At 60.2% G+C, this 13,609-nt stretch carries 9 protein-coding genes; 7 read left to right on the forward strand and 2 right to left on the reverse strand.

Annotation, left to right across the window (positions count from 1 at the left end; genetic code table 11):
* The first annotated feature begins 14 nt into the window (after positions 1-14).
* The 4 genes from BUQ90_RS04510 to BUQ90_RS04525 all read left to right on the forward strand — a co-directional run bounded on the left by BUQ90_RS04510 (position 15) and on the right by BUQ90_RS04525 (position 5,333).
* Positions 15-2,636: a TonB-dependent receptor gene (locus BUQ90_RS04510; protein WP_239447351.1), complete on the forward strand. Its 2,622-nt coding sequence runs from the start codon at positions 15-17 to the stop codon at positions 2,634-2,636.
* A 130-nt stretch (positions 2,637-2,766) separates the two neighbouring features.
* Positions 2,767-3,927, forward strand: a complete 1,161-nt coding sequence (locus BUQ90_RS04515) for an iron-containing alcohol dehydrogenase (protein ID WP_074203907.1) — start codon at positions 2,767-2,769, stop codon at positions 3,925-3,927.
* Entirely contained in the window at positions 3,917-4,363 is a 447-nt protein-coding gene (locus BUQ90_RS04520; RefSeq protein WP_074203908.1) for an acyl-CoA thioesterase, read from the forward strand. The genes BUQ90_RS04515 and BUQ90_RS04520 overlap by 11 nt, the downstream gene beginning before the upstream one ends.
* Before the next feature lie 49 nt (positions 4,364-4,412).
* Positions 4,413-5,333: a DMT family transporter gene (locus tag BUQ90_RS04525; RefSeq protein WP_239447352.1), complete on the forward strand. Its 921-nt coding sequence runs from the start codon at positions 4,413-4,415 to the stop codon at positions 5,331-5,333.
* 35 nt (positions 5,334-5,368) lie between these two features.
* Here BUQ90_RS04525 and BUQ90_RS04530 read toward each other — a convergent pair whose 3' ends face one another.
* The gene (locus tag BUQ90_RS04530) at positions 5,369-5,950 is read right to left on the reverse strand and encodes a hypothetical protein (RefSeq protein ID WP_143182717.1); all 582 of its coding nucleotides are present in this window, start codon (positions 5,948-5,950) and stop codon (positions 5,369-5,371) included.
* Positions 5,951-6,160: 210 nt separating this feature from the next.
* Between BUQ90_RS04530 and BUQ90_RS04535 the strand changes: the two genes are divergently transcribed.
* Both BUQ90_RS04535 and BUQ90_RS04540 read left to right on the forward strand, forming a co-directional pair.
* Entirely contained in the window at positions 6,161-8,266 is a 2,106-nt protein-coding gene (locus tag BUQ90_RS04535; RefSeq protein ID WP_074203910.1) for an autotransporter assembly complex protein TamA, read from the forward strand.
* Entirely contained in the window at positions 8,266-12,453 is a 4,188-nt protein-coding gene (locus tag BUQ90_RS04540) for a translocation/assembly module TamB domain-containing protein (protein WP_074203911.1), read from the forward strand. Before BUQ90_RS04535 ends, BUQ90_RS04540 begins: the two co-directional genes overlap by 1 nt.
* Here BUQ90_RS04540 and BUQ90_RS17520 read toward each other — a convergent pair.
* Positions 12,447-12,953, reverse strand: a complete 507-nt coding sequence (locus BUQ90_RS17520) for a hypothetical protein (RefSeq protein WP_143182718.1) — start codon at positions 12,951-12,953, stop codon at positions 12,447-12,449. The two genes, BUQ90_RS04540 and BUQ90_RS17520, sit on opposite strands and share 7 nt — an antisense overlap.
* 82 nt (positions 12,954-13,035) lie before the next feature.
* Here BUQ90_RS17520 and BUQ90_RS04550 point away from each other — a divergent pair, with 82 nt between their 5' ends.
* Positions 13,036-13,596, forward strand: a complete 561-nt coding sequence (locus tag BUQ90_RS04550; RefSeq protein ID WP_074204877.1) for an ureidoglycolate lyase — start codon at positions 13,036-13,038, stop codon at positions 13,594-13,596.
* The last annotated feature ends 13 nt before the right edge of the window (positions 13,597-13,609 follow it).

The following is a 13,609-nucleotide window of genomic DNA, read 5'->3' on the forward strand; positions in this document are numbered from 1 at the left end:
GGGAGAAGAGAGTCATGAAAACCCTCAACAAAATAGTTATGGCTGCCATGTGCAGCACCGCATTGGCCACCCCGGCCTTTGCCCAGGATGCCCAGGACCAGGGCGCCGAAGAAGCCGCTGATGACAATATCATCATCGTGACCGCCACGCGCCGCGCAGAAGATGTCCAGGACATTCCGATCGCGGTGACCGCTGTCAGCCCGACCCAGCTCGAGCGCCAGGGTGTGGTCGATGTCCAGAACATCACGCAGGTCTCGCCAAGTTTCTCGACATCCAACGCGCAGGTCGCTTCCGGTTCGGTGGTGCTGCGTATTCGCGGTGTCGGTACGACCTCCAACAATATCGGCTTTGAATCTGCCGTCGGTATTTTCGTGGATGGTGCTTATCAGTCGCGTCCCGGCGTGGCCCTGTCCGAATTTGTTGACGTGGAACGCGTCGAAGTCCTTCGCGGACCGCAGGGTACGCTGTTTGGCCGCAATACCTCGGCCGGTGCGCTGAACATCACCAATGTTCGCCCCGATCTGAGCGAATTTGGCGGCTTTGCGAATGCCACATATGGCAATCGCGACTGGATCAATCTCCAGGGCGCGGTGAACGTGCCGATCGTGCAGGACACCCTCGCATTCCGTCTGACCGGTGCCTATACCGAGCGTGACGGCTATGTGACGGTTGTTGATGGCGGCGGCAACCGTGTTGGCGAATCCAATGGCCAGGACCAGTATCTGATCCGTGGCCAGCTCGGCTTTGAAACCGATGGCGGCATTTCCGGCCGGCTCATTGCAGATTATTCCAAGAGCACCGCTGGCTGTTGTTCGGCCATCGAGCAACTGCAGTCCGGACTGGAACCCGCCGGACTGTTTGCTGCCGTTGGCCTTGGACTGCGTGGCGGTCAGGCGCAGCCCAATGTCGCGACCACGCCATTTGACACGAACGCGGCCGAGCAGGCGCGGGAAGACCGTATCGCAACCTCCAACTTCGCCCCGATCGCCGATGTCGATCAGTGGGGTGTAACGCTGGAAGTCGAAGTGCCGGTCAGCGACAGTGCTGACCTGATCTATATCGGATCTTATCGGGACTTCAGTTCGTTCGAAAATTATGACTCTGACTTCACCGGTCTGGATCTTTTCGACATCGACGCATTGAATGTCGACATTGAAACCATGACTCACGAACTGCGGCTGCAGGGCGAAGCCTTTGACGGCCGTCTGCAGTGGCTGATCGGCGGTTATTATTCGGATGAAGATATTGTCTCGACCGTCGATGCGTCGCTCGGAGCGGATTACGACCAGTTTGCCGGAGCCTTGTTCGCCGGTGCAACCGGTGGTGCTACGCTGAACCCCGCCAGCCCGATTTTCCTTGGTGCAACACCTTTGTCACTGCTGGCAGGCGGTGTCAGCCCGGCTGGTACGAGCTCGATCAACCAGTATACGCAGAGCAGTCAGAGTTGGTCGGTCTTTACGCATAATGTCTTTGAAGTCACCGACGGACTGAAACTGACACTGGGCCTGCGCTATTCGGACGAAAGCAAGGATGGCGGATATCAGCAGCTGGCGTCTAATCCCGGTGCCTGCCTCAATATTGTTTCCAATGCCTCGGGAGTACCGGTCAACGGAGCACCTTCAATTTCAAACCCTCCGGGAGGCCCAGCAAATCCGCTCGCGGGATTTGCTGGAACCGCTCTCGTTCTTGGCTGTTTCCCGTTTGTCGCTCCGGCCGATCTGGCAGCGGCAGCGGCCCTGCCACTGCCACGGACCTTCCCTGGGCCGCTCAGCAATGTCGGATCCTTCTCGGATGAAGAGCTGATCTATACCGCGAAGCTGTCCTACGAGTTCCCGACTGCGCCGATTACGGTCTATGGCGGGTTCACGCATGGCTACAAGTCCGGGGGTTTCAACCTCGATACGACAGCAGCCATTGGCGGCACCGATCCACGGTTCGATTCGGAAGAAGTCGACGCCTATGAAGTCGGTCTGAAAGGCAAGTTCATCGATGATGCGGTGACCTTGAACATTGCTGCGTTCCTCGAGGAATTCAGCAACTTCCAGGTTCTCGAATTCACCGGAGCCCAGTTCCAGACCTTCAACGTTCCCAAAGCGGAATCGAAGGGTGTGGAAATTGAAACGGTCATCCGTCCGAGCGACAATTTCACCTTTAACGGCGCTGTCACGATCATCGATGCCAGCTATCCGGGTGATTGCGCAACGGCCGCTGATCCGCTGCGGGTCCAGAACCTGTGCGGTGCGCCTCTGACCAACGCGCCGGATATCGTCGCGATTGCGGGTGCGACCTATGAGCGGGAAATTGGCGACTCGCTCGACTTCTTCCTGAACGGCCAACTGCGTTTTGAAGATGATCGCCGGACCTCGACCCAGCCAAGCACGCCGCCGACAACGGCTGCTGCACTCGGCAACACGCCGCTGCTGCCTTTTGATGTTCAGGATTCGAATATCAAAATCAACCTGCGCGCCGGAATCGGGGCACAGGATGACAGCTGGGCACTGGAAGCCTTTGTCACGAACCTGACCAACGAGATTACCCGGGGCGTGACATTCAGCACGACCCTGCGGTCCGGTTCGCGGTCAGCATTCATCCAGCAACCGCGGAGCTACGGCGTGACCTTGCGCGGCAAGTTCTGATCCGCACAATTTTCGGGGGCATTTCGTCACCCAGAAGAAGGGGCCGGTTTTCCGGCCCCTTTTTTTCGCCACATGGTTTTTGTGCAACGGGCCGGTTGCGGTTCTGGCGCGGGGATGCAAAAACGCGCTTATGAACAATTACAGTTTTCAGACCGTGCCCGTACTGCATTTTGGCGAGGGTTGCCTGGCATTGCTGGCGGAGCAGGTCACCGCGCTGGGTGGTACTCGCCCGCTGATCGTCACCGATCGCGGGATTGTTGCTGCCGGGCTGATCGCCCCGGTGGAAGCTGCGCTGGCAGAGGCTGGAATCCCGGCATCTGTCTTTGATGCTGTCATTGCAGATCCGCCGGAATCGATCGTGCTCGACGCGATCGGCAAGGCACAGGATATGGGTGCGGACATCGTCATCGGCCTCGGTGGAGGCAGTTCGCTGGATACGGCCAAGGTGGTGGCCGCACTGGCAGTAGACGGCGCCCAGACCCTTTCGGAAATCTATGGTGTGGGCTTGCTGGCGGCGCGGGGATTGCCAACCATTCTCATCCCGACAACATCGGGTACCGGGTCGGAAGTGACCGCAATTTCCATTCTGACAACCGGAGAGACCACCAAGGCCGGCATCGTTTCTCCGCATTTGTTCGCTGATGCCGCCCTGCTTGATCCTGTCCTGACCGCCGGTCTTCCAGCGGATGTAACGGCTGCCACAGGTATAGACGCGATGGTCCATGCTATTGAAGCCTATACCGGTCGTCATGCCAAAAACCCGATATCCGACATGCTGGCGATCGAGGCGCTCAAACTGCTGACGGGCAATATCGTGACCGCTTGCAGCAATGGCACCGACATGCAGGCGCGCGAAGCGATGCTCAGAGGATCAATGCTTGCGGGTCAGGCATTTGCCAACAGTCCGGTCGGTGCGATCCATGCGCTGGCCTATCCGCTGGGCGGGATCTACCACATACCACATGGTCTTTCGAATGCCCTGGTCATGCCGCATGTCATGCGCTTCAACGTATCCGCGGCGGCCGGCCTGTACGCCGAACTGGCGGATGCTCTCGATATTCCGCAGGGACCGTCGAACAGCGCCGAAGCCCGGGCGGAGGCCTTCGTCGACTATCTGGAAGATCTGGCGGTGACGGTAAAGGCCCCGCGCAAATTGAGAGACGTCGGCATCGCCGAGGAGGCGGTAGACGAACTGGCGGAGGCCGCAATGTTGCAAACCCGGTTGCTGGTCAACAATCCCCGTGAACTGGAGCGCGAGGACGCCCGGAAAATCTACGCCGATGCCTGGTAAAAAACAGGATCGCGTGCTTCCCGTCCGCGCAGATTATCGCTCGGGGTCGCGCATCACCACGCGCTGGAATGACAATGACCCCTATGGCCATGTCAATAATGCCATCTATTATTTCTGGTTCGACACGGCGGTCAACCGCTATCTGGTCGAGCAGGATGTCCTCGATATAGTCGGCGGCGACACGATCGGACTGGTGGTACAGACCGGATGCGAATATTTTGCCCCCATCGCCTTCCCGGATGACGTGACCGCGCGGATTCGGGTGGACCGGCTGGGGAATAGCAGCGTGACCTATGGCGTCGGCCTGTTCCGCGGAGAGGAACAGACGGCCTCGGCCGCGGGAAGTTTCACCCATGTATATGTCAATCGTGAAACACGCCGCCCCGTGCCATTGCCTGGCCCGCTCCGGAATGCGCTGGAGGCCATCGCAATCTAGTTCGCGGTGCTGAACCCGCTGGACAAAGCGGGAGCGTCCGGCAATAGCGATGGCCATGTCCTCGCCTGCGTCCTCCGAACAGCACAGTGCACCGCTTCTGCCGATGGGATCCGTCCTTCTCGGCCTGCTGACCTTCTCGATGATGGATGTGGCGATGAAAAGCCTCAGCATGGACCTGGGAGCTTACAATGCCATCCTTTGGCGGGTGCTGGCCTCGCTGGTCATGGTGTCGGTGATTTTCTTTGCCCGTCGTCCTCGCATGCCGAGTCCGGCCGCTCGCAAAATTCACCTCCAGCGCGGCATAATCGTCGTGTTCATGTCCTATCTCTTCTTCTGGGGTCTGGCCCGGGTGCCGCTGGCGGAAGCCATAGCCCTGTCCTTCATCGCACCGATTATCGCGCTGTATCTCGCGGCGGTGTTTCTGGGTGAGGCCATCCAGCGCAGTGCAATCTGGGCATCGCTGCTCGGATTTATTGGCGTCATCGTCATTGCTGTGGGCCGGGCACAAGGCGGATATAGTGAGGATTCCCTGCTGGGTATCGGCGCCATCCTGCTGTCGGCCCTGCTCTATGCCGGAAATCTGGTGATTCAGCGGCGCCAGGCGCTGCTCGCCGACCCGATTGAAATCAGTTTTTCGCAAAACCTGATCGTGGGCACGGTGTTTTTGCTTTTCGCGCCGTATCTGGCCGTAGTGCCTGATGTCACCTTTGTCCCGCTGATTGGCGGCGCGGCAATCCTGTCCATTGTGTCGGCCGTGTTCATCGCCTGGGGCTATGCCCGGGCGGAGGCGCAGAATCTGATCAATCTGGAATATAGCGCGTTCATCTGGGCAGCGATATTTGGATGGATATTCTTCAGCGAACCGCTCACGCTGACAACGGTCGGCGGCACGATTCTGATTGTGGCAGGCTGTATCCTGGCGACCCGCCGGGACAAGCCCGTGGCGCATGTCGAGACGACGGCTGTCTGATTTGTCCGAATTGCCCGAAAAAGCGCGGTATCTGCCTATTTGACAGAACCGCGAAAGCTCAGTTCTCCGGATTCTCCGGCCGCAATCGCTTCCGGGAATGTCCAGCGGACATGTGTGACATCGGCCGGCTGGGCCGCACGGGATACTGACGGGACGGTGGTCTGGTTTTCGCCTTCATTCGCAGCGCTGTCGGTGCTGATGACCGTCAGCTCGGTGAGCTTTCCGAAGGTCTTGCCGCCGTCCACTGATACCCGTGCCCAGTCCTCGGCCACCGAAATGAAATCCACCGCGGGGTGCACCGGATTGTTGATGACAAATCCGGTAACAGGCCGGGAGCCGGTGTTGCGGAAGACATTGGTGATTACAAGCAGATCGCCCGGGATGACTTTTATGTCAGCCGGTGCATAGAGCTTCTTCACCGGCTGGCCAGCGGCGTCCTGTTCGACCCGTTCCACTTGCACACGGCTCTCAATCTTGACGTCGGCCCTCGGGTCGGCGGCGGCCTGAACCGTGGCAGCGACCGGTGCTGCCCGGGCGGCCTCGGCGGCGGTCAATCCAGTTGCCAGCACTGCGACAACAAAAGTGGCTTCAAGCATGACTGTGCGTATTGTCGACATTTGCGTCTTCCATTTCGTTATCTGCCGCACGGCGTCCGGCATTCGGTTGTTGGAGCAGGATATGCGATATTATGGTTAACGACCGGTTAAAAATACGTGACAGGGCATCCGCAGCATCCATGTCAGCATTGGTCGCGTACCGAATTGGCTCTGGCCCGGCCGTCAGCTATTTTATTGGCTTCCGGTGCGGTGAACAGCTAAGGACGGGCCATGGGCCTGACTGCGTATCGTTGCCGCCTCTTGCTGTTGCTGTGTGGAAGCGGCCTGACGAGTCTGGCGTTTTTTTCCGCTTCCGCGGTTTTGGCCCAAAATCCGGATCCACAAATTCCTGATCCGGCCGAAAATCAGACGCTGCCACCTCTTGACCCGGACCAGCCACTGGCAGATTTTCCGGATTTTGGCGTGGAGTGGCCGGATCTTGACGAGGCTGAGGACAATCCCGCCACTCTTCCGGAGACGCAAGAATCGCCCGGTGAACAGGGCAGTCCGGACATCGCCGACGGTCCGGTACTGGATGAGAACACAGAACAGGCACCTCCTCTGGCATCCGGCAATTTTCAGCCCGAAGATGTCCTGGCGGACAGCAGTTACAAGCTGCGCTATTCGGGGCTTCCTTCCGGACTGGGATCCGAATTCATCAGACGCTTTGAGAGCCTGTCGGCGCTGGTGGAGTATAAGGGGGACGAAGCGAATTTCGCCCAGATCAAACGCCGGGCAGAGGCCGATGCCGAGGCATTTAATCGGTTACTCCGCTTCGAGGGCTATTTCGATGCGGTTGTCGCTACGCGGTTTGCTGCCGCTGACAATACCGCCGACCCCAATGACGTGATCATCACCATTCATACTGTCCCCGGTCCGCAATATCGGCTGGCAACGGTCGACCTCAAGGGTCTGGAAACAGCCACTGGCGATGATCCGGAAACGCTTCGCAATGCGTTTGAAATTCAGCCCGGCGATATTGTCAACAGCGACCGGATTGTGGCTGAACGGAATGACCTGGATACGGCCTTTGCGGAAAGTGGCTATCCATTTGCTGAAACATCGCAGCCCGAGCTGATTATCGATCATGCGGAACGGGAAGGCGACCTGTCAATCATTGTCACACCGGGTGACCGCTATGATTTCGGTTCCATCGTGATGGAGGACGAACAATTGTTCGACGCGGAGCATGTCCAGTTGATCGCGCGGTTTGAACAGGGAGACCGGTTTCAGCAATCGGAACTGGAAGACTTGCGCCGGGCGCTGATCGCTACTGGCCTGGTGTCGACGATCCGGATGGAACCGGTGAAATCGGAAGATCCCGGGCAGGTGGATATCGCCGTCGGACTGACACCGGCACCGCTGCGGACGATTTCGGGCGCGCTTGGGTACGGAACGGGCGAGGGCGCCAGAGCGGAAGTCAGCTGGGAACATCGCAACCTGTTCCCTCCCGAGGGGCTGATCCGGCTGACCGGCGTGCTCGCCACCCAGGAGCAGTCCGGCAGCATCACCTATCGCCGCAACAATTACCGTCGTCGTGACAATGTCCTGAACGGGCGCGTCGCGCTGAGCAATATTGACCGTGCGGCGTTTGAAGCGCGCACCTTTTCGGTGGGCGCCAATCTGGAGCGGCAGAGCAATCTGATCTTTCAGAAGAAGTGGAACTGGTCGGCCGGTGTCGAGCTGATTGCCTCACAGGAACGCGATATTACCGCGAACAATCTCGCCGAATCCCGGGACACTTTCTTCATCGGTTCGTTGCCTGTTTCGCTGACCTATGACGGAAGTGACGACCTGCTGGATCCGACAAGCGGCTTTCGGCTCGGTGCCCGGGTCGCCCCGGAGGCGTCGTTGCAGTCCGGCAGTTTCTTCTACGTCCGCAGCCAGATTGACGGCAGCGCCTATTTTCCGGCGTCTGATCGGGTGGTTCTCGCTGGTCGGGTCCGGCTGGGATCGATTGCCGGGGCGGGCAATAACCGGATCGCGCCTTCCCGTCGGCTCTATTCGGGCGGGGGAGGTTCGGTTCGCGGTTACGGGTTTCAGAGAATAGGACCGCGGGATGCGGGCAATGACCCGGTCGGCGGCCGCTCGCTGGTCGAATTCTCTCTGGAAGCCCGCGTTCGTTTCGGCAATTTCGGCGTTGTCCCCTTTATCGATGCGGGCAATGTCTACACCGATTCCCTCCCGGATTTTTCCGGACTGCGTTACGGTGCCGGCCTCGGAGTTCGCTATTATAGCGACTTCGGGCCGATCCGGGTTGATGTCGGCACGCCGCTCAACCGGCAGCCGGGAGATTCCCGCATCGCAGTCTATGTGTCACTGGGTCAGGCATTCTGATGGCCGAAGAAACGACCAGCACAGACAAGCGGCCATTTTTGAAACGGCGACCGGTTTTGATCGCACTTGTCGGGATGATGCTTCTGTTTCTGGCGGTGATGGCTGGAACCATAATCTGGCTCGATTCCCGGAAAGGGCATGAATTTGTCATTGCCCAGATTGAAGGGCTGGAGCGCGAGGATGGTCTGGAGATCGGGATCGGGGCGATTGAGGGTTCGATCTACGGCAAGATGCGGATTGTCGATCTGGAATTGCGCGATCCCAGGGGGCCGTTTTTCCGGGCCGGATCCACCCGCATTGACTGGCGCCCCACTGCATGGATCTTCAACGAGCTCAATATCTCCAGCGCGGTGGTCGAACAGGCACGACTGGAACGTGTCCCTGAACTTGTCGACACCGGTACAGATCGGCCGTTGCTGCCGGATTTTGATATCTATATCGCCGAATTCCAGGCGGCAGAACTGGAACTGGCGGCGGCCGTTACCGGATCGGCACAACAGGCCAATATTGCCGGAGCGATAGACGTTCGCGCGGGCCGGGCGATGGTGAACCTGGATGCCGCAACAACCGGGAGCGGCGACAAGCTGGTTCTCAATCTCAATGCCGAGCCGGAAAACCAGAAGCTGGATCTCAATGCCGACATCACCGCCCCTGCCGGCGGCGTGATTGCCGCCTTTCTGGGTCTGCAAAATGACAGCAGCATTGTGGTGGCAGGTGAAGGCGACTGGCAGAAATGGGATGGAAATTTTGCTGCCACCAGCGGCGAGCGCACACTGGCCGAGCTTGAGCTGACCGCGCGAGATGGCCTGTTCGGCTATGATGGCAATATCGCCGCCACATTCCTTCCGGCGGGCCTGGCCAGAACCATTGCCGCGCCGCAACTGGTCGTGAATGGCACCGCAACGGTGGACGATGGCCGGGTCGGGCTGGATGCACAACTGCGCTCGGTCGCGGCGACATTGACGGCCAATGGGGGCTTCAACACCCGCGCCAGTTCGTTCGACGCGATGCGCCTCGACATGCGCGTGCGCAACCCTTCTGCACTCTCGCCATCGCTCCGTGCCCAGGACCTGCAGTTTCGCGCACTGCTCAACGGGTGTTTGCCGGAGCTGCGATACCAGTATCTGCTGACCGCCCCCCAACTCGCGTTGGGCAAGTCCCTGATGACGGGAGTCCGGGTGGAAGGGGCCGGCAAACGGGATCCGGATGGCTGGAGTTTTCCGCTGGAGTTTCGATCCGGCACATTGGTCGGCAATGGTGAATTGCTGCAGCAACTCGCTTCGGATCTGAACGGGCAGGGCGTTTTGCGGCTGGAAGGCGCGCGGCTGTTTGCGTCGGATATCGGCCTGACAACAAGAAGTGTCACCGCGGTGGCGGATCTCGAGGCACTGCTGGACAGCGGAGAGCTGGCCATCGGTCTGAATGCCCGCGCTCCGGGATTCCTGGTTCGCGGCGTGGGCCTCGCCGATATTGCGGCTGATATCTCGGTTGGAACCGGCAGTACCGGGCTGGAGCTGAGCGGTGATGCGACCACGCGCATGCGCCGGATGGACAATGGGTTTCTGGGTGGACTGGCCGGCGGTTTGCCCGTTCTGGAAACCGGGCTCGGCCTGGGGCCGGACAATCGGTTGCGATTCAGCAATCTGAAAATTGATTCCCCGGATCTTCGGTTTCAGGGGCAGGGGATACAGCGGACCGCCGCAGAGTTTTCCTTTTCCGGGCGCGGTGACCACAGCCAGTATGGCAGCTTTGATCTGGAACTGGACGGCCGTCTTGCGCGTCCGGATATTGCCTTGCTGCTGGATAGCCCGCTCCCGGCTGCGGGTCTGTCCCGGGTCCGGCTCGATCTGGAACCGGTCGATAGCGGCTTTGCCTTTACCACTGCCGGCGGCTCGACGCTGGGACCGTTTGAAGGGGATGGGCGGATCGTGCTGGTCGCCGGAGAACAAACCGTTGTGCGGATCAACCGGCTGCTGGTGTCCGACACCGTGGCATCCGGCAATATCCGTCCGACCAGCCTGGGACTGGCCGGTAATCTGAATGTGACTGGTGGCGGGGTCGAGGGCAGCGTGATGTTTGAGCCCGGTACCAGCGCAGATGCCGCAAACCGGCAGCTGATCCGTGCGCAACTGGAAGCCAGCAATGCCCGCTTTGATGGCGAGCCGCCGATACTGATCCGGGCCGGGTCGCTGGATGCCGATATTCTGCTGGTCGAGGGGCAGTCCGACATCACGGCAACGGTCAGGGCCCAGGGTATCAGCCGGGGCGAGGTGATGATTGGCCGTATCGCCGGAAACGCCACGCTGACCAACGGCACCGGACAGGCGACTTTCTCGATTGCCGGGACACGGGGCAGCAGTTTTGATTTCCAGGCGAAGGCAGATATCACGCCGGATCGCTATGTCATGACCGGAAATGGTGTCTTTGAAGGGCGCAGTCTGCGCTTTGCCCGTCCTCTGGAGTTGCGTCGAGCCGGCGACGGCTGGGCCGCATCGCCGACGGTTCTGCGGTACGGGAATGGCACCGCCCGGTTGTCCGGAAAATGGGGTGATGACGATTCGCGACTGGATCTGCAACTGACGCGCCTGCCCCTGTCGCTGCTGGATATCGTCTATGATGACCTCGAGCTGGGTGGCGAGGCCAGCGGCTCGATCAGGCTAACGCAAAGCGGATCACGGTTGCCGGTGGGAGATGCCAGTCTGAAAATCCGCAACCTCACCCGCTCCGGCCTGATTCTCACGTCCACGCCAGTCGACCTCGGGCTCAATGTGGCGGTTTCCCGGCGTAATGCTGCGGCGCGCGGAGTCATCAAGTCACAGGCGGGGAAAACCATCGGGCGATTCCAGGGACGGGTGACCGGACTGGGTAACGGGCGCTGGCAGGACGAGCTGCGCAACCGCCCGCTTTTTGCGCAGGCCCGGTTCAACGGCGCAGCGGAAAGCCTGTGGCGTCTGACCGGGGTGGAGACTTTTGACCTGACCGGGCCAGTGGCCATGAGTGCCGATATCGGCGGAACCCTCGCCAGTCCGGAAATCGAGGGACAGTTGCGGACCACCAGTGCGAGGCTGGAAAGCCCGCTGACCGGCACGGTGATCTCCGGGATAAAGGCATCCGGCCAGTTTGATGGGTCGCGTCTCATATTGCCGGCCGTTTCGGGACAAACTCGGGGTGGCGGAACCGTCAGCGGCAGCGGCAGTTTCGATTTCGCTGTTGCCGATAATGACAATATCGGAATCACTTTTGATGTGAATGCCGAGCGTGCGGCGTTGATTGCGCGCGATGATTTTGCTGCCACGGTGAGCGGACCAATCAAGATCCGCAGCTCGGCTGAGGGTGGTCAGATTTCCGGGGACGTGGTCCTGAATCGCAGCTTCTTTCAATTCGGCCGGGCATCGGAAACCGTCGCGCTGCCGGATATTCGGGTGACCGAGATCAACCGGCGGGCGGATGAACGCCCACGGCGCTCGCGCAGCCGGCCCTGGCGATTTGCGATCAATGCCAATGCCCCCAATCGCCTGCAGGTTGAAGGCCTCGGTCTGAGCAGCGAATGGCGGGCCGATTTGCGGGTGTCGGGGCCCGTCGACAATTTTGCCCTGACCGGCAGCGCCAATCTCGTGCGCGGGAATTATACCTTTGCCGGTCGGCGCTTCCAGTTGCAGCGGGGACGGATCCGCTTTGTCGGCAACCAGCCCCCCAATCCGATACTGGACATCGAGGCGGAAGCGAACCTGACCGGGCTCAATGCCACGATCAATGTAACGGGTACAGGAAACCGGCCGGAGATTGCCTTTGCCAGCGTGCCCGCGCTTCCGGAAGACGAGCTGCTGTCCCGTATTCTCTTTGGCGCGTCGATATCCGACTTGTCCGCGCCAGAGGCGGTGCAGCTGGCGGCTGCGGTGGCATCGCTCAACAGCGGCGGCGGGCTGGATCCGATCAATCAGTTGCGCAAGGCTGTCGGGCTGGACCGGTTGCGCATATTGCCCTCGGATACCGATACCGGGTCAGGGACGTCGATTGCTGCCGGCAAATATATTACGCGCCGGGCCTATGTTGAACTGATCACCGATGGCAAGGGCTATAGCGCCACCCGGCTGGAGTTCCAGATCACCAGATGGTTGTCGATCCTGTCGAGCATTTCGACGCTCGGCCGGCAGAGCGCGAATATACAGGTAAGCCGCGACTACTGATCAGGCGGACCGGATTTGGGTATCGGAGGTTTCGCCCGGACATAGATGCCGCGCGATCCATCGGCCGGTTTCAGATTGTCGCCGGTTCGGATCAGGACGGTTTCGGTCAGTTCGGGAATCTTGCCGTTGGTTTGCACATCCTCGTACATCAGGCGTACGCGGTCGCCTTCGAGATTCCAGCTGCCATTGCCCACCACATCCAGCGCGCCGACGATAAGATACCAGCGAAATGTTCCATCCGGGAAAAGCTCCAGTCCGGCGGCAGTTTCCATGACGCCGCGAAGGAAATAGCGACCAGGCAGCGTGCTGGCCGCGGGGGATGTCTCGGCCGGGCTGGGCGCCGCGGAGGCCGAGCTGGCCGTTGCCGGCGGCACCTGGGTGCAGGCGGCGAGCAGGAATGGGAGGGCAGGTATTGCGAAAAGCGCGAGAGATATCCGGGTCATCTGCCGGTCATGGACGATCCGGGAAGGCCCGGCAAGCCTCGCAAGGGTCAGACGCATCGATCCAACCGTTGCATTACCGGAACTTGCCCGGCATGCTGGCGCATCTATCCTGAATCAAACTGCCCGGAGCCGCAAAATCATGACGGACAAAATTCTGCTCCCGGTCGCAGAGGCCACGCCGGAAAATGTCGCGCCGTTCGGCCATCTGATCGGTTCCGCGTCCGGCGCGGAACTGATGCCGCTGGACTATTACAAGGGCGCTGTGCGGGTCAGTCGGCCAGCGCCCTTTTCCAGCGAGCATCCGGTGGAATTGTCCCTGGCCTCGGTCGATCCGCGCGCGCCCGAAGTGCGCTACATGGAGCGCCATTTTCAGCATACTCAGGCCTTCATCTCATTTGCCGGAAAGTCGTTTGTGGTGGTCATGGCACCACCGGGCACAGAAGATCTTCCGGATCTGTCAAAGGCGTGCGCGCTGCGCTTTGACGGGTCGGCAGGCTTCCTGATGCATGTCGGAACATGGCATGAATTTCCCTTTGCGCTTGAGCCGGACACCGACATTGTCGTGATCCTGTCTGACCAGACGACGCGAGATCTCCGGAACAAACAGCCCGATACCGAAGAGGCTTTTGGACCGGATCTGGACAAGAAAGATATCGCGGCCCGCACCGGCAAGCTGCTCTGTTTCGCTGCCGACGGTTGAGCTTCCAAAATTG

The sequence above is a fragment of the Parasphingorhabdus marina DSM 22363 genome (assembly GCF_900128895.1).
Taxonomy (GTDB): Bacteria; Pseudomonadota; Alphaproteobacteria; order Sphingomonadales; family Sphingomonadaceae; genus Parasphingorhabdus; species Parasphingorhabdus marina.